This window comes from Achromobacter sp. FW305-C-13, assembly GCF_058783475.1.
The window spans coordinates 915,491-941,494 of sequence record NZ_JBYSYN010000001.1 but is presented as its reverse complement, the minus strand read 5'-3'; the positions used below and the strand labels follow the sequence as shown (position 1 = coordinate 941,494).

Here is a 26,004-nt window from a genome sequence, read left to right as displayed (position 1 = left end):
AACCTGCCATGACCTCGTCCTACACCATCACCCTGCCCGCCGGCGCGTTCGCGACGGACGGCCAGGTTTCTATCCTGGATGCCGCGCTGGCCGATGGCACGCCCGTCCCGTTTTCCTGTCAGCGCGGAGAGTGCGGCTCGTGCCGGGCGCAGGTGCTGGCGGGGCGCTACGAGCGCATCGTGCCGCCGACCGAGCGTTCCTATGTGCCTGCCGACGATGAATTGCTGATGTGCCAGTGCCGCGCGGCCAGCGACCTGACGCTGCGCTTTCCACACTGGACCGCGCCAGCCAAGGCGCCGCAGCCCGTGCGCGCAAGCGTGGTCTCGCGACGTCCGTTGACGATGGATGTGACCGAACTGATCATCGAAGTCCCAGGCGACGCATCCTTCGACTACCAGCCCGGCCAACATGTACGCTGGCTGTTGGACGATGGCAGCCATCGCTGCTTTTCGATTGCGAGCCTCCCCACGGCCGGCGGCCCGCAACGGCTGGCGTTCCACATTCGCCGCACGCCCGCCGGCACGTTCACCAACCAGCTGTTGCCCGCGCTGACGCCGGGCGACACGGTGACGCTGGACGGGCCGCACGGCGCTTGCGTGTGGCCGGCCACCCGCCCCGACGGCATCGACCATCTGGTGCTGCTGGCCACGGGCACGGGCTTTGCCGGCGTGTTCCCCATCCTGATGGCGGCCCTCGACAGCCGCAGCATGCAACGCGTGACGCTCTACTGGGGCGGCCGGACGCCGGAGGATTGCTACGCCAGCGGCCTGCTGAACGCATTGCAAGGCAAGGACGGTGTCTTCCGGTGGCATCCAGTCGTGTCGGGCGACGTTTCCGACGACGGGACCCACACGCGCTATGTGCAGGACGTGGCAGCCGAAGCGGGCCACGATTGGTCGCGCACGATGGTCTACGCCTGCGGCAATGGCGCCATGGTTCGCGCGGCGCAGGCACGCTTGCGCGAAATGGGCTTGCCGGAAGGACGCTTCCAGTCCGAAGCGTTTCTGCCTTCCGGCAGCACGGGGCCGGTGGGGGCCTCCGCCGGCCGGCCGCCGCATCCCTGGGAACGCGTCAGCGAACGCTTCACGCTGGACGGCATCCTGGATGCGCGCCGGCGGTCGATGGACGCGGTACGCGAGATCGCCGCGCTGATGACGCCCGGCATCACCACGGGCGAGGCCATCGCGCTGGCCGACCAGCATTTGCAGCGCATGGGCGCGTCCCACAATTGGCATCCCACCTACATCCGCTTCGGCCCCGATTCGCAATCCCCCGCAGTGCAACCCACCGACCGGAGCCGCACGCTGGGCGAAAACGATATCTTCGTCGTCGATATCGGCCCGGTCTGGGACGGTTACGAAGGCGACTACGGCGACACCTTCGTGACTGGCGCCGACGCAGACCAGCAGCGCTGCGCCCAAGCGGCCCGCGACGTCTTCCAGCGCGCGCGCCTGGCGTGGCTGGACGGCCTGACCGGGCAAGCCCTGTATGACCTGGCCGATGTCTACGCCCACGAATACGGCTGCGCGCTGGTGCACGATATCGCGGGGCACCGGGTATCGGATTTTCCGCATGCGCTGTACGGCAAGCACCGGCTGGCGAACGCCGACTTCATTCCCGGCGACGGCATCTGGGTGCTGGAGATCCAGGTCCGCGACCTGGCCTCACCCATCGGTGCGTTCTACGAGGACGTGCTGCTGCGCCCCCTTACGCTGCCCCCCCTCACCGCCTGAACGCCTGGGCAAGATGGGCGCACGTGGCCATACGCGTTCGGCCGACCCAGCGCTGGAGCCGGGGGCAGCACAAGCATGAAGCGGCTTCGGCCGTCTACGGCTTGCCTGTCCCCGGCACCCAATGCTGGTTCGCCAGCTTGGGATCGGGAAATGGCAATTCCAGGTTGGTCGGCGGAGAGGCCACCCACTTGCCGCCATCCTGATAGAAGTCCATCGGCGCCTCAGAGGTGCCCGCCGGCATCAGCAGCATGGTGGTGCAAGAGACCCGCCCTTTGTGCGACGGGTTGGGCGCGGGCAGGCAGGTGCCGATGGCCAGCTGCGACTGTTTCATGCCGGGCAGATCGTCGCCCAGCAATGTGACCACGGCGGCATGCGCCTGCTCCGGAGTCGGGACGACGAGCGGCTCGGCGTGCGCCGCGAAGCCGACCGCGGCCATTCCCAAAATACCTAGCGAAGCAAGCTTCATGCGTTTCCCAGAGTGAAGTCCAGGGGCCAAGCCCCACGACTGATTCTACCCGGGGCGCCGCACCGCCCTGACCTTGCCGCTATTGCCCCCGCCGCAGTAGAAGCGATCCGCGCCATCCGACTCCAGGCCCGACACCCCGACACCTTCGGGCATCTCGACGCTTTCCAGCACGTCGCCAGTTGCGGGTTCCAGGCGCCGCAGCTCGCTGGCGTCGTTCTCCCAGGTGCCGTGCCAAAGCTGGCCGTCCACCCACGTGACGCCGGTGACATGGCGGTCGGAATCGATGGTGCGCAACACGCGGCCGGTCTCGGGGTCCACCTGATGGATCTTGCGTTGCTGATACTGGCCGACCCATAGCGAGCCTTCGGCCCACGCCATGCCGGAATCTCCACCGCCGCCGGGCGCTGGAATCGTCGACAGCACGCGGCCGTTCTTCGGATCCACCTTTTGGATGCGCCCGTCGGCGATCTGATAGAAATACTTGCCGTCAAAGGCCGTGCCGGCGCTGGCCGCGACGTTCAGCGCGCGCGGGGTTTCGCCGCTACCGGGATCCAGCGCGACGAGTTGCTCACCTGTCGCGAACCAGACCTGTTGGCCATCGAACGTGACGCCATGCACGTTGTCGACGCCGGGGAACGGCCCGTATTCACGGAGGATTTTGGCTTGGGTTCGTTTCATGATCGCATCCTGTTTAGGTGGAGAAGTCATGCTACCCACCGGGCAGCAATGCCGGGAGTAACAAGCTTGTCGTGAAACCCGGCACCGGCGGCGTCATCCACCGGCGCGCGCGCCCGTGCCCCAACGGCTGCGCCTGCCCGGCCGCCGCCAGCGCATCCAGCGCCCGCTGCATGGTGCGCTGGCTGGCGCCCAGCGCCAGCGCCAACGCGGAACTGGACCACGCCTGGCCATCGGCCAGGCAGGCCAGCACCGCGGCTTGATCCCGGTCGGCCGCCTCCAGGGGGCGGGCAAGCACCACCACCTCCGGCGCCCCCTCCGGCTTCAGCGCAAAGCCGTGCTTCGTCGCGCTGACGCCGGCCAACGGACGCATCGCCGCGCGCAAGCGCCCGATCTCCACGCGCAAGCGCACACGATGGGAGTCGTCCTGGAAGCCGGTCCGAAAAGCCTGGGCGATCAGCAGTTCACGCGATACGTCCTGCGGCCAGGCCTCGGCCAGCAGCCGCGCCAGCGTGAACAGGACGGGGCGGCTGGCCAGCGGCACCGCCCGGCCCTCGCGCCGCAATACATTGCGGCAGGCGTCGACGACGAGTGCCTTGGACGCCAGCAGTGCTTCCACCTCGCCCAACGTCATGTCCCGCGATTCGCCCTGCCCGACCCGGCGGCCGGCCGGCGCGCTCAACGCGGAGAACGCATGGTCCACTTCCGCCAGCAAGGCCGGGATGCCCGCCCGGCCGGCGGCTTGTGCAGCGCGGGCCAGCGCCGCGTTGGCCGCCGACGCCTGCACCTGGCGCAACGCGATGCCGCCCCGGATCAGTTCATGGATCGCGCGCGACGCGGCGGACAGCCCCGCAGCGTCCACGGCGGCCAGCGTGTGCCCCGCCTCTTCCAGCCGGCCGGTCAGCAATTGCCTGCGCGCCTGCAGATGCGCCGCATGGGCGGCATTGACCACGTCCCCGTGCGCGGCCAGCGCGGCCCGGGCGGCGGCCAGCGACTTTTCCGGCCACGCCAGATCCCGCGAGGCCAGCGCGACCTCGGCCTCGGCCACCACGCAACGGGCGCGGGCAACGGCGTCCGTCGCGCCGAATGCCTTGGCCGCGCGGCGCAGCAGCGCTTTGGACCGCACGAAGTCGCCCAGTTGCGCCATCGCGATCCCGCGCAACGCCAGCGCCGGCGCATCGTCGCGCAGGGCGACGTGGTTCAGCGCGCCCAGCGGATCGCCCGCCGCCAACGCGCGCGACGCGCTTGAAATCAGAATATCCATGGAGGTGCCGCCACGCTATCGCTCCTGCTGGCCCGGGCCTGGAAACTAATCTACCACCCGTGGGCACCCGTGCCAGCAACCCGCCTGCGCCGTCACACTGTTGCACCCTGGCAGTTATACGTCCCCGTTTTACGCCGAAAGCCCCCTCCGGCGCCGCCTTTCCCGCCTCGCCAGCGTGTAAACTCCCCCCTTTTTGACTCTGGTGGTATGTTGCAAGCCCCACAGCGCACAGGTTTAAGCGGCCCGACGCTCATTCGCTTGCTGACTCGCCTGACGGATGTCGACGTTCCGGAATCCAGGCAATCGCTTTCCGACCATCTGAGCCAGTGGCTTGGCTGGACGGACGCGATCGCGCTATCCGCGGCCTTGAACACCAGCCCGCCGGTGATTGCCCCCGGCGCGCGGACGTTCAGCAGCGCCGAGGAACGCGAGTGCATGCGCGTCCGGACCACGCTGGCGGATGCCATCGCCAGCGACACGGCGGCGACCGCCGCCAAACGGCCTATTCCGGGGCAAGCGCCGGCGAAGAAGCCGGCGGCCGTCGCGGAAGCCGAAGCGGATTACTCGAATTTCCGGCAACGGTATCAGTCGTTGCAGCACACGATGGAGACCAGCGTGGGCAATCTGCGCAGTCGTCTGCGCGGAATGGTCGCGGCCAAGAACGGCGAAATGACGCGTCTGGCAGTGGTGGACGCCATCATGGACCGGGCGCTGCTGCCGAAGGAACGCGCCCTGCTCGGCGTGATCCCCAAGCTGCTTGGCGGGCATTTCGACCGCCTGCGCCTGGCCGAAGCGGCAGCATTGGCCGAGGCCAGCGCCGATACGCAAACTGAAGACGGCGCGGGCGCCGAGGCAGAAGGCGCCACGGCGCCTGAACCGGCGCCCGTGTCGATAACACCCGGCGCATGGCTGGACGTGTTCCGCAAGGATATGCGGAGCGTCCTGCTCGCCGAATTGGATGTTCGTTTACAACCGGTCGAAGGGCTGCTTGCCGCCCTTCGCGCCAGCTAACCGGGACACTATGTCCAAGTATCTGATCAATTTCGTCGTTTTCCTGGCCGGTCTGGCCGTCGTGGGCTGGATCGGCGCGGGCTATGCCGGCACCAATCCGCTGGCGCTGGCCGTCACGCTGCTGATCGGCGTCTGCTATCTAGCCGGCGCGCTGGAACTGCTGCGCTACCAGCAAGCCACCTCCAGCCTGACGCGTGCGGTCGCCAACCTGAAGGAAGCGCCGGCCAGTCTGGCCTCCTGGCTGGACCCGTTGCATCCCAGCCTGCGCAATGCGGCGCGGCTGCGGGTGGAAGGCGAACGGGTCGGCCTGCCCGGCCCGGCGTTGACGCCCTATCTTGTCGGCCTGCTGGTGTTGCTGGGCATGCTCGGCACCTTCCTGGGCATGGTCGTGACGCTGCGCGGCACCGGCATGGCACTGGAAAGCGCCACCGATCTGGGCGCCATTCGCGCGTCGCTGGCAGCTCCCGTCAAGGGCCTGGGATTCGCATTCGGCACCTCGATCGCGGGCGTGGCTACGTCCGCCATGCTGGGTTTGTTGGCCGCGCTATGCCGCCGCGAACGCGTGCAAGCCGCGCAACTGCTGGACACCAAGATCGCCACCACCCTGCGCGTGTATTCGCAAAGCTATCAGCGCGAAGAATCCTTCAAGCTGCTGCAACGGCAGGCTGAGGTGATGCAACGCCAAGCCGAGGCGATGCCCACGCTGGTCGACCGCCTGCAGACCATGATGCAAAGCATGGAAAAGCAGACCCAATCCATGAACGAGCGGCAGCTTGCCAGCCAGGACGTGTTCCAGGGCAAGGCCGAGGCGGCCTACGCCCGCCTGGCCTCCGTGATGGAACAGTCCATGAAGGAAGGCGTGGCCGAAAGCGCGCGTTCCGCCGGCGTGGCGCTGCAACCCGTGGTGCAAGCCACGATGGCCAGCCTGTCGCGCGAGACCGCCAGTCTGCAAGACACGGTGACGCAGGCCGTGCAGCAGCAGTTGGCCAGCCTGACCTCGGGTTTCCAGGCGTCCACCGCCAATGTGGCCGATATCTGGAACCAGGCCCTGGCCGGCCAGCAGCGTGCAAGCGAAGCACTTGCGCAGGACCTGCGCGCGTCACTGGACCGTTTTGCCGAGACCTTTGAACAACGCTCGTCCGCGCTGCTGGACGGCGTCTCCACGCGCCTGGAAGCGTCGTCGGGCAACCTGTCCGACGCCTGGACTTCCGCGTTGTCGCGGCAAGAGCGCGTCAGCGAAAAGCTGGCCGGCGACAACCTGCAAGCCCTGACCGCGGCGGCCGCCAGCTTCGAGCAGCACTCCGCCTCGTTGCTGCGCACCTTGAACCAATCGCACTCCCTGCTGCAATCCGAGCTGGCGTCGCGCGACCAGCAACGCCTGGCCGCCTGGACCGAGACGCTGGGCGCCATGGGCGCCACCCTGCGCCAGGAATGGCAGCAGTCCGGCGCGCAAGCCGCCGACCGCCAGCAGGCCATCAGCGATACGCTGGCCCAGACCGTGCGCGACATCAACGCCCAGGCGGCCACGCAAGCCAGCCTGCTGGAAGGCGTGTCGGCGCGCATGGAAGCGGCCGCCAACAGCGTGTCCGACCGCTGGGACGCTGCGCTGTCCCGCCAGGAACAGGTCGGCGAAAAGCTGGCCACGGACAACCAGCAAGCCTTGACCACCGCCGCCGCCGCCTTCGAGCAGCACGCGGCATCGCTCTTGCGCACGCTGGACCAATCGCATACCGACCTCCAAGCCGCATTGGCTGCCCGCGACGAAGCGCGCCTGACTGCCTGGACGGATTCGCTTGCCCGCACGGCACGCGATGTCACGTCCCAGACCGAGGCCCAGGCCCAGCTGCTTGAAAGCGTGTCGACCCGTCTGGAAACAGCCGCCGCCCGCGTGTCCGACCAATGGAACACGGCGCTGTCCCGCCAGGAGCAGGTCAGCGAAAAGCTGGCTGCGGACAACCAGCAGGCCCTGACCACCGCGGCAGCCGCCTTCGAGCAGCACTCGGCGTCGCTCTTGCACACCCTGGCGCAATCGCACACGGACCTGCACGCCGCGCTGGCCGCGAAGGATCACGAACGCCTGGCCGCCTGGACCGGCACACTTGCCACGATGGCCGCGGCGCTGGGCCAGGAATGGAAGGCGGCCGGCGACCACACGGTCACCCGCCAGCAGGAAATCAGCGACACGCTGGCCTTGACGGCCGAAGACGTCGCCACCCGCAGCGAGGCGCAAGCCCGCTTGCTGGAGACGGTGTCGACCCGCCTTGAGACGGCCGCGCGCGAAGTCACCCAAGCCTGGACCGACGCACAGACGCGCCAGGAACAGGTCGGCGAAAAACTGGCCGCGGACAACCAGCAGGCGCTGGCCACGGCAGCCGTCGCGTTCGAGCAGCACTCGGCGGCGCTCCTGCGCACGTTGGACCAGTCGCATGCGGACCTGCAAGCCGCCCTGGCCGCGAAGGACGAAGAACGCCTGTCCGCCTGGACCGGCAAGTTGGCCGCCATGGCCGATGCGCTGGGCCAGGAATGGGAACTGGCCGGCGTGCAAGCCGCCGACCGCCAGCAAGCCATCACCCACACGCTGACTCAGGCCACGCGCGACATCACCGCGCAGACCGAGGCGCAGGCCAGCCTGCTGGAAAACGTGTCCACCCGCCTGGAAACGGCGGCAAGCCATGTCACCCAGGCCTGGACCGACGCGCAGGCGCGCCAGGAAAACGTGGGCGAGCAACTGGCCGCCGCCAATCGCCAGGCGCTGGAAACCGCTGCGGCGACCTTCGAGCAGCACTCGACCTCGTTCCTGCGCACACTGGATCAATCGCACGCCGACCTGCAAGCCGCGGTGGCGTCCAAGGACGAAGCGCGCTTGGCCACATGGACTGACAAACTGGCCGTGATGGCCGACGCGCTGCGCCACGAATGGGATCAGGCCGGCGCCGCAACCGCCAGCCAGCAGCAGCAGATCTGCGACACGCTGGCCCAGACCGCGCACGACATCACCGCGCAGACGCAGGCGCACGCCAGCGACACCATCGCCGAGATCGGCCGCCTGGTGCAAGCCGCGTCGGAAGCGCCCAAGGCCGCCGCCGAGGTCATCGGCGAACTGCGCCAGAAGCTGTCCGACAGCATGGTGCGCGACAACGACATGCTGCAAGAGCGCAACCGCCTGCTGGAAACGCTGGACACGCTGCTGAACGCCGTGAACCACACGGCCGCCGAACAACGCACGGCCGTAGACGCGCTGGTCGCCTCGTCGGCCGAGTTGCTGGAACGCGTCGGCACGCAGTTCACCGATCGCGTCGAAGCCGAAACCGGCAAGCTCACCGACGTGGCGGCGCAAGTCACCACCAGCGCCGTGGAAGTGGCCAGCCTGGGCGAATCGTTCGGCACCGCGGTGCAACTGTTCGGCGAGTCCAACGACAAGCTGGTGGCCCATCTGCAACGCATCGAAGCGGCGCTGGACAAGTCCATCGCGCGCGGTGACGAGCAACTGTCCTACTACGTGGCGCAAGCCCGTGAAGTGGTCGACCTGAGCCTGATGTCGCAAAAGCAGATCATCGAAAACCTGCAGCAGCTGGCCATCCAGCGCGCCACCGCCGGAGCCGAAGCCGCATGAGCGAGGACATCGACGGCGGCGTGGAGGCGACCGCACCGGCCTGGGCCGTCTTCGGCGACCTGATGTCGGTGCTGCTGGGCGCCTTCGTGCTGATCCTGGTCAGCGTGATCGGCGTGCAGCTGCAACTGTCGACGCAGCTGGAAGAAGAGGTGAAGCAGCGGCAGGAAGAAACGCAGCGGCGCGAGACGCTGGAACAGGCGCTGGCGGGTCCGCTGGCGGCCGGCCGCGTCACGCTGATCAATGGCCGCATCGGCATCAGCGGCAGCGTGCTGTTCGCGTTGAACTCCGACCAGTTGCAGCCTGAAGGCCGTGAGATCCTGAAGACCCTGATCGAGCCCTTGGGATCCTATCTGAAGACGCACGACGAAATCCTGATGGTCAGCGGCTATACCGACGACCAGCAGGTGCGCGAAGGCAACCGCCGCTTTGCGGACAACTGGGATCTGTCGGCGCAGCGCGCCCTGACCGTCACGCGCGCGCTGATCGACGAAGGCGTGCCCTCGTCCACCGTATTCGCCGCCGCCTTCGGGTCCGAGCAGCCGGTGGCCTCCAACGCCGATGAAGCGGGGCGCGCGAAGAACCGCCGCGTGGAAATCACGCCGATCCCCAAGCCGTCCAACGATCCGGGAAAGCCGCGTGCGCAGTGACGGCACGCACTTGGCCCCGCCTGACGCGCAAGCGACGCTGGATGCCTGGCGTGATTGCAGGGCAGACCGCATCGACCCGGTGCGCTTCCGTTTCCTGGAGGCGATGGCGCGGCGCACGGCCCTGCTGGACGGCCCCGCGCGCCAACTGCTGGACGCGAAGCTGGCCGCCCTGCTCCAGGCTTACGAAAGCCAGGTCGCAGCCGCTGCCGCTGACATCCGCGCCCCGGATGCCGCCCCCCCCGCCAGCGCCCTGGCCGGCCTGATCGATTATCTGGCCGACCCGGATCCCCCCGGCGGCGTCAGCGGCTGGACGCGCGACACGCTGGGCCTGCGGGCCACTTATCCCGACGTGCAGATGCTGGACTACTTTCGCGGCGTCTGGTCGCAGGTCAGCGCCGACCGGCAAGTGCGCCAATCGCAGGAGCAGGTCCACAAGAACGCCGGCCCGCTCAATTCCAACCAGCTGGTGCACCGCGCGCTGACCTTGATGCGCGAGCTGTCGCCCGGCTATCTGCAGCAGTTCCTGTCGTATACGGACGCGCTGATGTGGATGGAGCAAGTCCACGTGGCGACGGCGCCGGCGCCGAAGGAAACCGCACGCGCGGGTGCGGCCAAAACGGGTGCGGCCAAGTCTGGCGCCGCCAAGAAGACGCCGCGCGCCAAGACGCGCTGAACGCAGCGGCGGACCGCCTGCCGGTGCCGGCGATTTGCACCGCTCACTGCCACGCAGTAAGATACGATCCATATACAAACCATATATGGATCACTCCCACCATGGGTCTCGTCAAAATCTCTGAGCAGATGCATGAGAATCTGCGCGTCGCCAGCGGCGCCCTCAGCCGCTCGATCAATTCCCAGGCCGAACATTGGATGCGCATCGGCATGCTGTCCGAACTCTATCCCGACCTGCACCACGCGGATATCTGCCAGTTGCTGATCCGCATCGAACAAAGCGAAGGCTTTACCATCGCGTCCCTTTCCCGGCGCTTACCGGATGCCGCCCAGCAGGAGGCCGCATAAATGGCGAAGAAGGTTTCCATCAAATCCGCCGCCGACATCGAAATGGCCCGCAAGGCCGGCGCCATGGCGGCGGAAGTGCTGCACATGATCGGCGAACACGTGCGCCCCGGCGTCACCACCGATGAGCTGGACCGCATCTGCAACGAATACATCGTGAACGTGCTGAAGGCTATTCCCGCCAACGTCGGTTATCACGGCTTTCCGAAGACGATCTGCGCATCCGTCAACCATGTGATCTGCCACGGCATCCCGTCGGCTAAGGTGCTGAAGAACGGCGACATCCTGAACATTGACGTGGCCGTCATCAAGGACGGCTGGTTCGGCGACACCAGCCGCATGTACTACGTGGGCCAGCCCAGCCCGCTGGCGCGCCGCCTGGTCAACACCACCTACGAAGCCACCCGCGCCGGGATCATGGCAGTCAAGCCCGGCGCGACGCTGGGCGACATCGGCCATGCCATCCAGACCGTCGCGCACCGCGAGCATTTCAGCATCGTGCGCGAATACTGCGGCCACGGCATCGGCCAGATCTACCACGACGATCCGCAAGTGCTGCACTACGGACGTCCTGGCGAAGGCATGGTGCTGCAACCCGGCATGATGTTCACGATCGAACCCATGATCAACGCCGGCAAACCGGCGTCCAAGCAATTGCCCGACGGCTGGACGGTAGTGACCAAGGACCGCTCGCTGTCGGCGCAGTGGGAGCACATGGTTGTCGTGACCGAAACCGGGTACGAAGTGCTGACCCCCTGGCCGGACGGCTACGGCGACTACCCGCCTATCCCCTGATTCACGCGAATCCGGCCGCAAGGACCGGAGTGCGGCCGCCCAAGGGCACGATCATGATCGTGCCCTTGCCGTTTCCAGCGCCCTGACGGGCGTCGCCCATGCCTGCCCTGCCCTCCGCCTTCCGCCGTCTGGCCGCCTCGAACCTGGCCGCCCAGTTTTCTGAACAGATGGCTCTGGCGGCGGCGCCGCTGGTCGCCGTGCTGGCGCTGGGCGCCACCGCCGCGCAGACGGGTTATCTGCAAACCGCGCAAACCCTGCCCTTCCTGCTGCTGTCCCTGCCCGCCGGCGTGCTGGCGGACCGGATGTCGCGCCGCGCCTTGATGACCGCCGCCGAGTGCGTCCGCGCGGCCAGCTTGTTGGGCCTGCTGGCGTTGCTGTGGATGGGCAGACTGGGCCTGGGCTGGCTGGCGGCGCTGGGTTTCCTGGGCGCGGTCGGCACGGTGGCCTACAACGTGGCCGCCCCGGCGCTGGTACCCCGGCTTGTCCCCGCCAGCGATCTGGCCAGCGCCAACCGCTGGCTGGAATTGGCGCGCAGCAGTGCGTTCTCCGCAGGCCCCGCGGCAGGCGGTGCGCTGGTGGGCTGGATGGGTGCGCCGGTCGCCTATGTGATCGCCACCACGCTGTCGCTGCTGGCCGCGGCCCTGCTGGCGGGCCTGCCTGCCGATGCGCCCAAGCCCGTGACCCGCCGGCGCTTGCTGGCCGAACTGCGCGAAGGCGCGGCCTTTGTCGGCACGCACCCGCTGCTGCGGCCGGTGCTGGCGACCGCTGTGTTCTTCAACATTGCCTGGTTCGTGTTGCAGGCCGTATACGTCGTGTACGCCATCGAACGCCTGGGCCTGACGGCCGCCGGCGTGGGCATCACATTGGGCGTGTATGGCGGCGGCATGCTCGCCGGCGCCCTGGCCGCGCCGTGGCTGGCGCGCCGCCTGTCTTTCGGCGCGATGATCGCCTCGGGTCCGCTATCGGCGCTGGCGGCAAGCGCCATCCTGCTGTCGACGCTGGTCTTGCCCTCCGGTATCTGGGCGGCGGTGGGGTTTTTCCTGTTCGGCGCCGGTCCCATCCTTTGGACCATCACCACCACCACGCTGCGCCAGGCCGTGACGCCCAATGCCCTGCTGGGCCGCGTGTCCGCCGTGATCCTGACCGCGACGTTCGGCGCCCGGCCCGTCGGCGCGCTGATCGGCGCGACGTTGGCCGCCCACGTGGGCCTGGATGCGTGCTTGTGGGTCTCGACCGCAGGATTCCTCGTGCAATTCCTGGTGCTGTTCGCCTCGCCCGTGCGACGGCTGCGCAGCCAGCCTGAAGCGGCGGGCGCCTGAAGGCAGGCCGCCGCCTGCCACGCCGCTGCGCTGTTACGCCCGCCGTCGCCCCGATCTGTATCTGGCGACGGCACCAGGCAGCCGCTAGACTGCCCGGATTCCTCCACGCCAATGCACCGGGCCGTTCGCAAGATGCTGAAAATACTGGGTAAAGCTTCGTCCATCAACGTACGCAAGGTGCTGTGGACCTGCGCCGAACTGAACCTGCCGTTTACCCGCGAAGATTGGGGCGCGGGCTTCCAGGCGACCTCGGACCCGCGCTTCCTGGCGCTGAATCCCAATGCCATGGTGCCCGTCATCGAAGACGGCGATTTTGTGCTCTGGGAGTCCAACACCATCATCCGCTACCTGGCCGGGCAATACGGCGGCCAGCAGTTGTACCCGGCCGGGCCCCGGCTGCGTGCGCGGGTGGATCAATGGATGGATTGGCAGGCAACAGACCTGAACCGGTCCTGGAGCTATGCCTTCATGGCGTTGGCGCGGCGTTCGCCTGAACACCTGGATGCCGCCAGCATCCAGGCGTCGTGCCAGGCTTGGGCGCATTTCATGGGCATCCTGGAACAACGCCTGGCGCTGACCGGCGCCTATGTGGCCGGTGACGCTTTTTCGCTGGCGGACATTCCCGTGGGGCTGTCGGTGAACCGGTGGTTTGCCACGCCCTTCGACAAGCCCGCCCTGCCGGCGATTGCCGCCTATTACGACCGGCTGGCCGAGCGCGAGGGTTACCGGCTGCACGGCCGCAACGGCACGGCCTGACCGGCCGTCGCGGCAACCCGGCGCACCCTTGCTTGCGCTTACTTCACCACGCCGCAAACCAGGCGGCCGCCTCCGCCGCCCAGCGGCGCGGGCGTGTCGCTGTAGTTGTCGCCGCCCACGTGCACCATGACCGCATGCGTCTTCACGTCCGCCAGCTTCAGGTGCGGCGCCACCACGGCCTTCTTGGCCGTGCCGTCGGCTGCCACCAAGATGAAGGGCAAGTCGCCCTGATGGCCGTCGGTGGCCATCGGGCCCTTGTGGGCCTTGGTGCCCTTGGGATCCAGGTGGCCGCCTGCGGCACCGCCCGGCGCCGTCTGGCCGTTCACCATGCCCGGCATGCAAGAACCCTTTTCATGCACGTGGAAACCGTGTTCGCCCGGCGGCAAGCCCTTCAGGTTCGGCGTGATCTGCAAGCCGCCCTTGGTGTCCTTCAGCGAAATCGTGCCGGCGCTTTTGCCTATGCCGTCGGCGGTCAGGAATGACATCGAGACGTTTTCGGCCAGTGCGGCGCTCGAGGCGCCCGCCATTGCCAGCGCCGCGACAAGCATCGAGATTTTCTTCATGAAGTGCCTCCTGGAATCATGCACGCGAAGTGCGGATGCCCGGCCCGGCGCAAACGGCGCCAACCTGGCCCTGGGCGCCAATGACAATAGCACCGGCGCCGCCTGGTGGGCCAGCAATCTTCATTCCTGATACAAGCGATCAGGCTTGTTAACGATTGACCAGCAGCACCAGCGCGTGCAGCGCCACGCCGATCAGGCCGCCCACCAACGTGCCATTGAAGCGGATGTACTGCAGGTCGCGCCCCACGCTGAGTTCCAGTTCGTCGACCAGGTGGCGTTCGTCCCAGTTCTTCACGGTGCGCGAAATATGTTCCGTCACGCCGATGCGCAGGCGGCCGGTCAGGCGCCGCGCGCTGCCCAGCACGTGATTGTTGATGGCGTCACGCAAGCTCGGGTCTTCGCCCAGCTTGCGGCCCAGCGCCAGCAAGGCGCTTTCCAGATGGCGGGCCAGTGCCGAATCCTCGTCCGACAGGTCGCGCCGCAGCGCCGCGTGGATGTCGTCCCACAGGCCCTGCACATACTCCTGCACCTTGGGGTGGTCGATGGCCCGCTGCTTCAGGTCTTCGACCTGCGCCGACAAGGCGGGGTCGGTCTTCAGGCGTTCGATGTAGTTCAGCACCCAGGCTTCGTAGTCGCGCCTGACGGGGTGGTCGGGTTCGGACAGCACATCGCGCACTTCCTGCACCAGCGCCAACGCCAGCCGGTCGGCCAGATTGTCGGCAATGCCGTCCACCGACTTGATCACATCGACGGCCGCGATGATGCGCGGCCATTCCTTGCGGGCGAATTTCACCAGCAGGGTCGATGCGCGTTCCTTCACGTCGTCTTCACCCAGGTAGCCGCCCAGCCGCTCCATGGCCGCGTCCAGCAGCTCCTGATGGCGACCATCTCGGGTCAGGAGACCCAAAACCTCGCCCACGGTACCCGCCGCATCCCAGCGGCGCAGGTTCTTCACCACGAATTCCTGGATCACCCCGCGCACTGCCTGGTCGTCCAGCATGTCCAGCGTCTGCAAGGCTACGCGGCGCGCGCCGTCGCTCAAGGCATGCGCCTGGCGCGGCCGGATCAGCCAGCGGGACAGGCGGGCGGCCGGGTCGAAGACCCGCAGCTTCTCCATCAACGTGTCCGGGTCCAGGAAATGATCGCGGACGAACACGGCCAGGTTGTCGCCGATGCGGTCCTTGTTGCTGGGAATGATGGCCGTATGCGGAATCGGCAGGCCCATTGGACGGCGAAACAGCGCCACTACCGCGAACCAGTCGGCCAACGCCCCCACCGTCGCCGCCTCGCAAAACGCCCGCACCCAAGCCCACACGCCCTGCCCGCCCATGACGTGGCTGGTGATGAAGCCGCTGACCATGGCCACCAGCAAGGCCAGCGCAGCGATCTTCATGCGCCGTAACTGCGTGCGGCGCGTGTCGGACGCCAAGGCGGAGTGCGGGGCGGATGGCGTCGAGGGTCGGGACGGATCGGGCATGGAGTTTCCGGCAAGGCGATGCGTCAGCATACCAACTGGCAGCGCCAATCAGGCTGCCCAGTGGATCTTTGCGCCCCGCTTACGCCGCCGGATCCGCCAGCGCGCGGCGCAGCCACGCGACAAACGCATCCGCGTGCCCCGACAGGCTCCGACTGGCGGCGGGCAGCGCGCGCAAGCCGCCGTCGAACGCCACGAATCCAAAGGGTGCGACCAGGGAGCCCTCTTCCAGTTCGCGGCTGATCAGCCGCTTCTCTACCAGCGCCACCCCCAGTCCGGACAGCGCGGCCTCGATGCACAGGTGCGTGTGTGGAAACGCCAAGTGGCCCGCGGCGGCCACCGCTACGCCTGTAATGGCCTCCCATTGATTCCAGGCGCTGGACGTGTACTCATGGGCGATGCGCACCTGGTCGGACGCCGCGCGCCGGGCATAGGCGGGCGTGCAGACCGCGCCAAATCGCACGGGCGCAAGCGTCAGCGCGCGGCGCCGGTCGGCGTCCGTGTAGCCCGACAGATCCCACGCCAGCAGCAGGTCCGCGCCCTCGTTGCGCATTTCACGGGCGGACGTCATCGACAGGCGGATGCGGATATCGGGATGCTCGCGATAGAACACCGCCAGTTGCGGCACCAGCCAGCGCATCGCGAAGGTCGCGCTGCAGGCCACGTGCAGCCCCGGGCCCTGGGCTTCGCGACCCAATCGTTCGTAAGCGCTTTCCAATTGGTCGAACGAGGCGCGCACCGACGCGTAGAAGGTCGCGCCCGCGGGGGTGAGCTTCAGCCCGGTGCCGTCTTTGTCGAACAGCGGCACGCCAGCGTGTTCCTGCAACAGCTTCAGGTGCCGGCTGACGGCGCCGTGGCTGCGGCACAGTTCTTCCGCGGCGCGCGTGACCGAGCCGGTCCGTGCAATGGCTTCGAATGCCCGAACGGCGGATAGGGGCGGCAGTTGGCGCACGGCACTCCTTATGTCAATAAAACTGACGAATACCCAGAAAAACTGCATTTTCCGGATCGCGTTGTTTTTTTAGGATATCGCCTGGATATCCCGCAATCAGTTCAATGCCTTGCAGTATTGCACGTCGGATTGCAAGGATAAAGACCATTTCTTTGTTTCAATAATCTGACCATCAGGAGCCCCATGAACATCATTGACATCACCGCCCACGAGGCACTGGACAGCCGCGGCAACCCCACCGTCGAGGTCGAAGTCCGGCTGAATGACGGCACGATGGGCGTGGCGCTGGTACCGTCCGGCGCATCGACGGGCCAGCATGAAGCACTGGAGCGGCGCGACGCGGATCCCGCACGCTATCTGGGCCGCGGCGTGCTTGGCGCCGTGCGTGCCGTCAATACCGAGTTGCGGGATGCGCTGCTGGGCCAGCAAGCGGATCAGCAGGCCACCATCGACCGGATCATGATCGGCCTGGACGGCACGGCGGACAAAAGCCGCCTGGGCGCCAACGCCTTGCTGGGCGTCTCGCTGGCAGTGGCGCACGCGGCAGCCGCCAGTGAAGGACAGCCGCTGTGGCGCCACCTGGGCGGCGTGCAGGCGCAAGTGCTGCCCGTCCCGATGATCAACATCATCAACGGTGGCGCACACGCCGACAATCCGCTGGATTTCCAGGAATTCATGATCTTGCCGGTGGGCGCGGAAACCTTCGCCGAAGCCATCCGCATGGGCGCCGAAGTCTTCCACACCCTGCGCGGCAAGCTGCTGGCGGCCGGTCACAGCGTCAATGTGGGCGATGAGGGCGGATTCGCACCCGTCCTGCGCACGGCACCGGAGGCGCTGGACTTCATCATGGCGTCCATCGAGCAGGCCGGCCTGCGCGCGGGCACGGACATTGCGCTGGCGCTGGATCCGGCGGCCAGCGAATTCCACACCGATGCAGGCTATCGCTATCAGGGCGAAGGTGTGGTGCGCAGCCGCGAACAGCAGGTGGATTACCTGGCGCGCCTGGTCCGCGACTACCCCATCGTATCCATTGAAGACGGCATGGCTGAAGACGACCCTGCCGGCTGGCAAGCCCTGACCGCACGGCTGGGCGATGCCTGCCATCTGGTGGGCGACGATGTCTTCTGCACCAACCCCCGCCTGTTCGAAGCTGGCATCTCGGCCGGAATCGGCAACGCCATCCTGGTCAAAGCCAATCAGATCGGCACGCTGAGCGAGACCCTGCAGGTATTGGGAATAGCCCGCCGCGCGGCATACGGCGCCGTCATGTCGCACCGTTCCGGCGAAACCGAGGACACCACCATTGCCGACCTGGCGGTGGCCACCAACTGCGGCCTGATCAAGACCGGGTCGCTATCGCGCGCCGACCGCACCGCCAAGTACAACCGCCTGCTGCGCATTGAACGCGAACTGGGCGCGGCTGCCGTCTACGCCGGCCGCGATGCCTTGCCGCGGCGCGGCCGCGCTGACAGCCGCGAGTAGTACCACCCCATCAGGGGGGACGCCGAGATGCCGTGCACCAGCACGGAGGCGACGATGGCGGCCAGCAACAACGGCGCAAGCGCCCGGGACACGTCCTGCGGCGCTTGCTCCACCGCCAGCAGCAGATAGTAGAAAGTGCCCACGCCGCGTATGCCCAGCCAGCTTGCCAGCCAACGCTGGCGCCGGTCCATCGACGACCCAGCCAGCGCCAGCATCACGCTGGCCGGCCGCACCGCGAAGAACAGCACCGCCGCCACAAAGAGCGGCGTCCAACCCAGCATGTCGCGCCAATGCGCCGACACCACGCAGCCGATGACCAGCATCAGCGCCAATTCGGCAAAGCGTTCCAGCCCCACCGACGTCGCCATCATCGATTCCGCCAGATGGGCGTGGGCCAATTGCGGGTCCTGGGTGCTTTCTTCGCTTTCGGCGGGCGTGACTTCCTGCAAGACGGCACGCGGCGTCCGGCCGCTGCCGGTGGCGCGCAGCTCCTGCTGGCGCAACGCCACCCCGGCGCAGAAGACCGCAAGAAACCCGTAGCCATGCGCAAGCAAGGTCGCCCCGTAGCACAGCGCCATCAGCCCCAGGGCCAGAAACTCGTCCAGCCCCAGGGCGTTGCCATAGCGGATCCGCAGCGTAGCGATCAGGCGTTCGCCCAGCGTGCCCAGCAACCAGCCGATTCCCACCGCGCTCACTACGCCCCAGATCAGGGCGGCCGCCAACGGCCACGGCTGATCTAGCCCGGCCGGTCCCGCGTTGCACAGGGCGATGCCCAGGACCACAAAAGGAAACGCCGCCCCGTCATTGGCGCCGCCCTCGCCCGACAAAGCAAAGCGCAGCGGTTCGTCATCGCCTGCTTCACGCGGCCGCAATTCATTGGCCAGCACCGGGTCCGTCGGCGCCAGCGCCGCCGCCAACAGCACTGCCGCCCCCAATCCCAAGCCCAACAGGCCCATGCCGAATGCCGTCATCAGCGCAATGGTCAGCAGCATGGCCGGCGCCGCCAGGCGCAGCGGCAGGCGCCACAGCGGATGCCCGCAAGCCACGCGCAAATGCATGCCGACTGCGAACAGCGAAACCGGCAATGCCGCTTCGGTCGCCAGGCGCAGCAAGTGGCTGTCGCGGTAGAGATCCAGGTTCAGCAGCCCCAATCCTGTCGGGCCGATAAGAAAGCCCACGACCAGATACACCATGGCGCCGGTCATGGGCAGCGCATCGATCAGGCGTTTGGACACCGCCATCAACACGAACAACGCACCGATCAGCAGGAACCAGACGGCTTCGATATTCATCGCATCTCTCCGGCGATCGCCAGCGGTTCAAGCTAGTCGGGTTCGTCCCAGCCTTGGCGCAAGGCGCTGGCAAAGCCGCCTTCCACGCGGGAGTACGGCCGCGCGCTGGTTGTCACCCGCGGCAGCGCCGTCCAGGCGATGCGGGCGCCGCCCTGCTCCAGCCGGTCCACCAGTGCCTGGTCTTCGCTGCAGGCCAGCGCGGCAAAGCCGCCGATATGCCGGTACGCATGCGCCTCGATGCCAAGGTTTGCACCATGCACGTGGCGGTGGCCGTCCTGGTCCTGGTAGTGGGTCGCGAATCGGCGCTGGGCCTGTCGCGCATGCGCGCCATGCTGAGCCCAGCCCGACACGCCCACGGTACCGCAAACGACTTCCGCCCCTAAAGACAACTGGTCCACCAGCCAGCGCGCTGACACGCGGGTATCGGCGTCCGTGAATGCCAGCCAGCGTGCGCCCGCATCAAGAAGATGCTGCGCCCCGAAGGCCCGGGCGACGCCCACGTTGCCCGCCTCGACCCGCAGGCACCGCACCGGCCACGCCGCCGACAATTGCTCGGTACGGTCACGGCAACGGTCCAGCACTACGACGATCTCAACGCGTTCGGCTGCCAGCAGCGGGTGGCGGGCGGCGCGGGTCGCGGCGCGCAGGCAGGCGCCGATCATCCGTTCTTCGTTATGGGCGGGTATGCAGATTCCGATCATCGCCTGCTCCTTACAAGGGGTTGCGCCAGAGGTCCAGACGAAAATCTTCTTCATGGTGATGCACCAGCCGCTGCAAGCCGGGCAGCGCTCCCATCGCATCATGCAGACGGTCGGTAGGTTGCAGGCGGTCATCGAACGCGGGACGCCAATGGCAGGCGACCAATTCTCCGCCCGCTCCCAAACTGCTGCGCAGGCGCGCCAGGAACAGCGCGCAGGCGGCGTCGTCCAGGTAATACGCCAGCTCCGAGACGACGATCAGATCGAAGCCCGCCGAGGGTACGGGCGGCCATTGCTGCGGCAACTTCAACGCCAGCGTGCGCACCGTGGCCGCCACCGGGTCGGCACGCAGCCGGGCCTGAACGCGGCGCACCGCGCTGGGCGCCAGGTCCACGGCACAGAGCTGGTCGCAGCGCTGCGCCAGGGCAAGCGTCATGTCGCCGCCACCGCAGCCCGCCTCGAAGATGTGGCCATAGCGTTCGCGCGCCAATGTCGCCAGCAGCACGGCGCGCTTGCGGCGTTCATACCAGGCAGTCGCGACCCGCCAAGGGTCGTCGTCCTGGCGGTACAGGCGTTCGAAATGGTGATCATCTACAGTGCCCAAGGCGGCTCTCCGTGTTGCGCAACGTGCTCGCCATGCGCGGCCTGATCGCGTTCCGCGTGGCTCTGCCGGATGAACACGGGCAAGTCGGCCAGGGCTTGCGCCAAGGCGGCGTCGCGGCATAACGGGCCGGCCCCCAGCGCGCGCGGCACGCGGTTCAACACGTCTTCTGCGGCGGCTTCCACCGCCAGGCGTGCCCGCGCGGTATGCAGTACGCAGCCGTCTTCGGGATGGGCGTCGATCGCCGCGGCGGCCTCGCGCAACACCGCCCGCGCCTCGGCCAAGGCAACATCCACGGCGCCAAGATGCGCCAGTCGGTACGGGTCGGGCCGACCCTTTGCGACAGCGGCACGCAGCCTTTCGGCAATGCCCGCCAACGCGCCATACCAGCATGCGGCAATGCCCGCGCCGCCATGCAGGAAACCCGGGCGGTCCACATAGGCGCCCGGCGTGCCGACGGCGGCGCCCCGCGCCTGGTCGAAAACCACATTCACACTGGCGGACGAGCGCATGCCGACGGCGTGCCAGCCTTGCGTGGTGACGGTCACGCCCGGCTGCGCCAGCGCCACGGCGGCCAGGCAAGGTTCGCCTGCGCCGTTCCAACCGCTGACGATCGCGTGGCTTAGCGCCGCAGCACCCGAGCACCATCCCTTCAAGCCGCTGACCATGACCCCGCCGGCGGCGTGGGCGCGTATGCCCACGCGCATGTCGGGCGGCTCGGCGCACCAGACGCCCCAGCAGGCATCTTCGGGCGCGTCCACGCGCGCTTGCAGCTCGGCAAGAATGGCCAGCGCATCCGTGTGCCCCTCGAATAATTTGGCCAAGCCCAGATCCACCGCGGCAACCGCGGCAAGCGCCCGCCAGCGCGGCAAGGTGCCGCCCGAGCCCGGCAACGGCAACCCGCCAAAGCCGGCGCGCACAAGCTCGCCCAGCCAATGGCCGGGATCTACCGGCGGCCGGGCGCCGGCCAGGACGTGCTGAATCGTCTGGCCGGGGGATTCGGGGGAAATCGAACGGGCGATTCGGGTTGGCATGGCGAGGACAGTGGCGTGATTCAAGGGGAGGGAAACTCCCTTCAGCATGTGGCGTGCCCGTGCTTACTCGCCCAGGAACTCCGACACGGCCTCCAATCCTTCGATGTGGTCAGCGACCACTTTCGCGATGAAGGCGAGCGGCACGGAAAGCAGCGTTCCCCACACGCCCCACAGCCAGGTGAACAGCAGCAGCAGCATGAAGACCGCCACGGCGTTCATCTTGGCGATGCGGCCGGACATCCAGGTCGTGACCACTACGCCCATCAACAAGGCGATGACCACCGAACTGCCGGCCACCGCCAGCGCCGGGCCGATCTCGCCGAATTGGATCAAGGCCGCGATCCCGGTGCCCACCGCGGTGAGCAACGGGCCGAAGTACGGAATGATGTGCAGCGCGCCAGCGACCACGGCCCAGGTCGCGGCGTTTTCCAGGCCCAGCAGACGGAATGCCACCCACGACATCAGGCCCAATGCCAGGTTAGTCACCAGCATCATCGCCATGTACCGATGGATGGAGCTGTTGATCTGGTCCAGCATGTGCACGCTGATCTTCTTTTGCGACAAGGTCTTGCCGGCCACTTTCACGAACTTGCGCTTGAACGCGTTGCCGGACAACAGCAGGAAGAACACCAGGAACACGCTCATCGTCGCCTGCCCGATGAAGGCGGCCACGCCCTTGGATCCCCACAGCAGGAAATCGCTCAAGCCGGAATCGGACTTCGCCACCACCACCTGCCGACCGGGCACAATGCCCCCACTGTCCTGCAACACGCCGGCCGCGCCCTTGAGCTTTTCAAAGAAAGAACCGTCCCCGCTGGAAATGCCGGTCAGGGTGCGAGAGAGCTTTCCGGAGATTTCCGGCAGCGCCTGCACGATCGAACTGACCTGGTTCTGCGTGACGTAGGCCAAGCCCGCCAGGCCGGTGGCGATGACGAACATCAAGATCAGGATCCCGACCGCGCGCGGCACGCGGGCGCGCCCCATCAGGCTCACGATGGGGTCCAGCGCATAGGCCACGACAATCGCCATCACCACGGGCACAATGAATTCCTGCGCCAGCTTGAGGGTGAACAGCACCGCCAGGACGGTCAGCGTGGTCAGGCAGGCGCCGCGTGCCCAGACATAAGGGGTGTCCGGCCGGGGCTCGGAGATCAGTCCTGCCTCCTGCACCGTCACTTTCTCTTCGGCGGGGCTTGCGGCCTCCTCCCCCGTGTCGACGTTTTCCGTCGGCTTCGCGCGTTCCACCGCGCCCGGTGCTGTCGCGACCGGTGTCGTGATTTCCATCCTGCCCCCCACAATCGATTATCGACAGCGGACAGCAAGTGGCGTGCCTGACCGTATTTAGCCCGCCAGCGCCAGCAGGCCCGGCTGGCCCTCGTGGCCGCGCTGGGCCCGCTCCAGGATGAATTCGATCATCATCGAGATCGCGCGGGGATGGTGCCGATTCGGCATGTACAGCATGTACATGCCCCGGCCGAAGATACTCAGCCGCCACTCGGTCAGCGCGGGCAACAGGTCGCCACGGGCGATGTCGTCATGCACCACGTAGTCCGGCACCACGCCCACCCCCAGGCCGGCGCGGATCGCGTCGCGCAGGAAGGCGTAGTTGCGGGAGATCACGGTGGGTTCCAGCACCACGTGCTGGCGCGGCTGGCCGCCATAATAGGCCGACAGCCGCAACGGCCGGCCGATGACGGCCGCGCTGATGACGGGCGTGCCCGCCAGGTCTTCGGGACGCTGCGGCAGGCCGCGGGCGTCGGCAAAGGCCTTGGACGCGCACGCCACGTAGCGGACCTGGCCCAGTTCGCGCGCCACCAGGTTCTGCGGCGGCTCGGACATGATGCGCACCGCGATATCCACTTCGTCGCGTAGCAGGTCGTCCACGCTGTTCTCGAACAGCACGTCCAGCACGATGTCTGGGTACGCCTGCTTGAATTCCAGCAGCCACGGCGTCATCACGAACTGCCCATAGCCACTGGGTACGCTCAGGCGCACTTTGCCTTGCGGCGTCTTGCCCAGCGTTTCAACGGATTCACGGGCGGCCACCAGTTCATCCTGGATGCTGCGCCCGTGCTGATACAGCTTCAGTCCAATTTCAGTGGCCTCGACGTGCCGCGTCGTACGCCGCACCAGCTGCATGCCCACCGAACGCTCCAGCTGGTTCAGGTGGTAGCTGACATTGGCGCGCGTCATCTTCAGGCGGCGCGCGGCTTCGCTCAGGTTGCCGGCGTCCAGGATTTCCACCAGCAAGGTCAGGGATTTAGTGTCCATGAGGCTCCTCCACGGCCATTGTCAAATTTTATTATCCGCCATGTCAATTCTAGATGCCATTGTCAAGACATCTTTACTGGGAAAGAATAAGGAAATAAGAGACGAGCCGTTCTGGCCCGCCAGGCGCCGCCACGGCGGACGCCCCATTGGAGACAAGGTCCCATGACGGACAAGCAACCTGCCGGCGCCGCCCACGCGCGCCGCGACGACGACATCCTGGTCATCACCCTTGACCACCCTCCCGTGAATGCGCTGAGCGCCGACGTGCGCCACGACCTTGCCGCGGCCATCCAGGCCGCGCAGTCGGACCCGCACGTGCGCGCCATCCTGCTGGTGGGCGCCGGCAAGAACTTCATCGCCGGCGCGGACATCCGCGAATTCGGCAAGCCGCCCAAGCCGCCCGCGCTGCCCGACGTGTGCAACCAGATCGAAGCCAGCGACAAGCCGGTGGTGGCCGTGCTGCACGGCGCGGCCCTGGGTGGCGGACTGGAAGTGGCGCTGGCCGCGCATTACCGCGTCGCCCTGCCCGGCGCCAAGCTCGGTCTGCCCGAAGTGAACCTGGGCCTGCTGCCCGGCGCAGGCGGCACGCAACGCACGCCCCGCCTGATCGGCGCCCGCGCGGCGCTGGACCTGATGCTGTCGGGCAAGCACCTGTCCGCCGAGGCGGCGCTGAAAGCCGGCCTGGTCGACGCCCTGGGCGACGGCGACGATGCCCTGGCCGCGGGTCTGGCCTACACCCGCCGCTTGCTGGCCGAAGGCGCCGGCCCGCGCCGCAGCCGCGATGCCACGGACGCGCTGGCCGACAAGGCCGCAGCGTTGGCCGAAGCCTCCGCCGCAGGCGAACAGGTCGCCAAGACCTTGCGCGGCCTGTACTCGCCCGCGAAGATCGTCGACGCCGTGCGCGCCGCCATCGAACAACCGTTTGACGAAGGCCTGCGCACCGAACGCGCGCTGTTTCTGCAATGCCTGGACAGCCCGCAGCGGGCCGGCCTGGTGCACGCGTTCTTTGCCGAACGCGAAACCGCCAAGATCCCTGAACTGAAAGCGGCGCGTCCCCGCCGGCTCGAAAAAATTGGCGTGGTGGGCGGCGGCACGATGGGCGCGGGCATCGCCGTGTCGGTGCTGGATGCCGGCCTGCCGGTCGTGATGGTCGAACAGGACGACGCCGCGCTGGAACGCGGCCGCGCACGCGTGGCTCAGGTGTACGACCTGCTGCAGAAGAAAGGCCGGATCACCGCAGACGAGCGCGACGCCCGGATGGCGCGCTTTAGCGGCGCCACCACCTACGACGCACTGGGCGACGCCGACCTGATCATCGAAGCCGTCTTCGAGGACATGGACGTCAAGCTTGCCGTCTTCGCCCAACTGGACCGCGTGGCCAAGCCGGGCGCCGTCCTCGCCACGAACACGTCCTATCTGGACGTGAACCGCATCGCCTCCGCCACGCGCGGCCCGGCCGATGTGCTGGGCCTGCACTTCTTCTCGCCCGCCAACATCATGAAATTGCTGGAAATCGTGGTGGGCGAACACACGTCCGCGGAAACGGTGGCCACCGGGTTCGAACTGGCGCGGCGACTGCGCAAGACGCCCGTGCGCGCCGGCGTGTGCGACGGCTTCATCGGCAACCGCATCCTGGCCGTGCACCGCCAGGCGGCAGACATGATGATGGAAGACGGCGCATCGCCTTACGACATCGACGCGGCCGTGCGCGAATTCGGCTATCCGATGGGGCCGTACCAGATGGCGGATCTGGCCGGCGGCGACATCGGCTGGGCCACGCGCAAGCGCCGCGCCGCCACGCGCGACCCGGCGCTGCGCTATGTGCAGATTCCCGACCGCCTGTGCGAACGCGGCTGGTTCGGCCAAAAGACGGGCCGCGGCTTCTACCTGTATCCCGACGGCGCGCGCGTGGGCACGCCCGATCCGGAAGTGCTGGCCATCATCGACGAAGAACGCCGCCGCGCGAGCGTCACGCCGCGCCCCTTCACGCACGAAGACATTCAGCGCCGCTACCTGGCCGCCATGATCAACGAGGCCGCCAACGTCCTGCACCAGGGCATTGCGTTGCGTCCGTCCGACGTGGACGTGGTGTTCCTGTCGGGCTACGGCTTTCCACGCTACCGCGGCGGGCCGCTGCATTACGCCGATAGCGTGGGGCTGGACCGCGTGCTGGCCGACATCCGCAGCTACGCCGAGGAAGACCCCGCATTCTGGAAGCCGTCGCCGCTGCTCGTGCAGCTAGCGGAATCCGGCCGCAACTTCGCCAGCCTGAACCAGGCTGCCTGATCCGCCGGATTCCGATCCCGCCGATTCCGAACCCACTTTCTTCGACAGGAAACCC

General features: G+C 67.6%; 23 protein-coding genes. 11 read left to right on the top strand and 12 right to left on the bottom strand.

The genetic code is table 11. The features are described 5' to 3' along the window. Window positions 1–8 precede the first annotated feature (8 nt). Entirely contained in the window at window positions 9–1,733 is a 1,725-nt protein-coding gene (locus tag AC3WMU_RS04150; RefSeq protein ID WP_492281885.1) for an NAD(P)H dependent flavin oxidoreductase family protein, read from the top strand. 94 nt (window positions 1,734–1,827) lie between these two features. Here the strand turns inward: AC3WMU_RS04150 and AC3WMU_RS04145 are convergent, their stop codons facing one another. Genes AC3WMU_RS04145 through AC3WMU_RS04135 form a run of 3 tightly spaced genes read right to left on the bottom strand, consistent with a single transcriptional unit; the run spans window position 1,828 to window position 4,138 of the window. Further along, complete coding sequence (locus tag AC3WMU_RS04145) at window positions 1,828–2,199, bottom strand: hypothetical protein (RefSeq protein ID WP_492281884.1); 372 nt, start codon at window positions 2,197–2,199, stop codon at window positions 1,828–1,830. A gap of 45 nt (window positions 2,200–2,244) precedes the next feature. Then, complete coding sequence (locus AC3WMU_RS04140; RefSeq protein ID WP_492281883.1) at window positions 2,245–2,877, bottom strand: Vgb family protein; 633 nt, start codon at window positions 2,875–2,877, stop codon at window positions 2,245–2,247. A gap of 31 nt (window positions 2,878–2,908) precedes the next feature. After that, the gene (locus tag AC3WMU_RS04135) at window positions 2,909–4,138 is read right to left on the bottom strand and encodes a helix-turn-helix domain-containing protein (RefSeq protein WP_492281882.1); all 1,230 of its coding nucleotides are present in this window, start codon (window positions 4,136–4,138) and stop codon (window positions 2,909–2,911) included. 207 nt (window positions 4,139–4,345) lie between these two features. Between AC3WMU_RS04135 and AC3WMU_RS04130 the strand changes: the two genes are divergently transcribed. From AC3WMU_RS04130 to AC3WMU_RS04095, 8 genes are all read left to right on the top strand, one after another. Next, window positions 4,346–5,149, top strand: a complete 804-nt coding sequence (locus AC3WMU_RS04130; RefSeq protein WP_035212947.1) for a DUF3348 domain-containing protein — start codon at window positions 4,346–4,348, stop codon at window positions 5,147–5,149. 10 nt (window positions 5,150–5,159) lie between these two features. Beyond that, a complete protein-coding gene (locus tag AC3WMU_RS04125; RefSeq protein WP_492281881.1) occupies window positions 5,160–8,762 on the top strand; it encodes a DUF802 domain-containing protein in 3,603 nt (1,200 codons plus the stop codon). Continuing rightward, complete coding sequence (locus AC3WMU_RS04120) at window positions 8,759–9,409, top strand: OmpA family protein (RefSeq protein ID WP_006224328.1); 651 nt, start codon at window positions 8,759–8,761, stop codon at window positions 9,407–9,409. The genes AC3WMU_RS04125 and AC3WMU_RS04120 overlap by 4 nt, the downstream gene beginning before the upstream one ends. Then, complete coding sequence (locus AC3WMU_RS04115; RefSeq protein ID WP_006224327.1) at window positions 9,399–10,082, top strand: DUF2894 domain-containing protein; 684 nt, start codon at window positions 9,399–9,401, stop codon at window positions 10,080–10,082. Before AC3WMU_RS04120 ends, AC3WMU_RS04115 begins: the two co-directional genes overlap by 11 nt. 101 nt (window positions 10,083–10,183) lie before the next feature. After that, window positions 10,184–10,429, top strand: a complete 246-nt coding sequence (locus AC3WMU_RS04110) for a ParD-like family protein (RefSeq protein ID WP_492281880.1) — start codon at window positions 10,184–10,186, stop codon at window positions 10,427–10,429. Beyond that, a complete protein-coding gene (gene map, locus AC3WMU_RS04105) occupies window positions 10,430–11,221 on the top strand; it encodes a type I methionyl aminopeptidase (protein ID WP_006224325.1) in 792 nt (263 codons plus the stop codon). Window positions 11,222–11,319: 98 nt separating this feature from the next. Beyond that, window positions 11,320–12,540 carry an MFS transporter gene (locus AC3WMU_RS04100; protein ID WP_492281879.1) on the top strand — a complete coding sequence of 407 codons (1,221 nt, stop codon included), beginning with the start codon at window positions 11,320–11,322 and terminating at the stop codon, window positions 12,538–12,540. A gap of 132 nt (window positions 12,541–12,672) precedes the next feature. Beyond that, window positions 12,673–13,296 carry a glutathione S-transferase family protein gene (locus AC3WMU_RS04095; RefSeq protein ID WP_424626555.1) on the top strand — a complete coding sequence of 208 codons (624 nt, stop codon included), beginning with the start codon at window positions 12,673–12,675 and terminating at the stop codon, window positions 13,294–13,296. 38 nt (window positions 13,297–13,334) lie between these two features. Here AC3WMU_RS04095 and sodC read toward each other — a convergent pair whose 3' ends face one another. The 3 genes from sodC to AC3WMU_RS04080 form a co-directional block, all read right to left on the bottom strand. Continuing rightward, complete coding sequence (gene sodC / locus AC3WMU_RS04090) at window positions 13,335–13,859, bottom strand: superoxide dismutase [Cu-Zn] SodC (protein ID WP_492281878.1); 525 nt, start codon at window positions 13,857–13,859, stop codon at window positions 13,335–13,337. Window positions 13,860–14,007: 148 nt separating this feature from the next. Continuing rightward, window positions 14,008–15,336: a DUF445 domain-containing protein gene (locus AC3WMU_RS04085; protein WP_052017861.1), complete on the bottom strand. Its 1,329-nt coding sequence runs from the start codon at window positions 15,334–15,336 to the stop codon at window positions 14,008–14,010. Window positions 15,337–15,415: 79 nt separating this feature from the next. Next, window positions 15,416–16,333, bottom strand: a complete 918-nt coding sequence (locus tag AC3WMU_RS04080; protein WP_492281877.1) for a LysR substrate-binding domain-containing protein — start codon at window positions 16,331–16,333, stop codon at window positions 15,416–15,418. Between the two features lie 135 nt (window positions 16,334–16,468). On the opposite strand from AC3WMU_RS04080, the gene eno reads away from it, so the two are divergent. After that, window positions 16,469–17,767 carry a phosphopyruvate hydratase gene (eno, locus tag AC3WMU_RS04075; protein WP_492281876.1) on the top strand — a complete coding sequence of 433 codons (1,299 nt, stop codon included), beginning with the start codon at window positions 16,469–16,471 and terminating at the stop codon, window positions 17,765–17,767. On the opposite strand, the gene AC3WMU_RS04070 is transcribed toward eno, so the two are convergent. The 6 genes from AC3WMU_RS04070 to AC3WMU_RS04045 form a co-directional block, all read right to left on the bottom strand. Further along, window positions 17,713–19,059: a cation:proton antiporter gene (locus tag AC3WMU_RS04070; protein ID WP_006224318.1), complete on the bottom strand. Its 1,347-nt coding sequence runs from the start codon at window positions 19,057–19,059 to the stop codon at window positions 17,713–17,715. The two genes, eno and AC3WMU_RS04070, sit on opposite strands and share 55 nt — an antisense overlap. A 32-nt stretch (window positions 19,060–19,091) precedes the next feature. Further along, window positions 19,092–19,760 carry a glycosyltransferase family 2 protein gene (locus tag AC3WMU_RS04065; protein WP_492281875.1) on the bottom strand — a complete coding sequence of 223 codons (669 nt, stop codon included), beginning with the start codon at window positions 19,758–19,760 and terminating at the stop codon, window positions 19,092–19,094. 10 nt (window positions 19,761–19,770) lie between these two features. Next, window positions 19,771–20,361, bottom strand: coding sequence for a class I SAM-dependent methyltransferase (locus AC3WMU_RS04060; protein ID WP_280026002.1), 591 nt, complete (start codon window positions 20,359–20,361; stop codon window positions 19,771–19,773). Continuing rightward, the gene (locus tag AC3WMU_RS04055) at window positions 20,349–21,392 is read right to left on the bottom strand and encodes an acyl-CoA dehydrogenase family protein (RefSeq protein ID WP_492282350.1); all 1,044 of its coding nucleotides are present in this window, start codon (window positions 21,390–21,392) and stop codon (window positions 20,349–20,351) included. The genes AC3WMU_RS04060 and AC3WMU_RS04055 overlap by 13 nt, the downstream gene beginning before the upstream one ends. 63 nt (window positions 21,393–21,455) lie before the next feature. After that, a complete protein-coding gene (locus AC3WMU_RS04050) occupies window positions 21,456–22,676 on the bottom strand; it encodes an AI-2E family transporter (protein ID WP_492281874.1) in 1,221 nt (406 codons plus the stop codon). Window positions 22,677–22,733: 57 nt separating this feature from the next. Then, window positions 22,734–23,663: a LysR family transcriptional regulator gene (locus AC3WMU_RS04045; RefSeq protein WP_006224313.1), complete on the bottom strand. Its 930-nt coding sequence runs from the start codon at window positions 23,661–23,663 to the stop codon at window positions 22,734–22,736. A 162-nt stretch (window positions 23,664–23,825) separates the two neighbouring features. Between AC3WMU_RS04045 and AC3WMU_RS04040 the strand changes: the two genes are divergently transcribed. Then, window positions 23,826–25,949 (top strand): 3-hydroxyacyl-CoA dehydrogenase NAD-binding domain-containing protein, encoded by a 2,124-nt coding sequence (locus AC3WMU_RS04040; RefSeq protein WP_006224312.1) that lies wholly within the window; start codon window positions 23,826–23,828, stop codon window positions 25,947–25,949. Window positions 25,950–26,004: the final 55 nt, after the last annotated feature.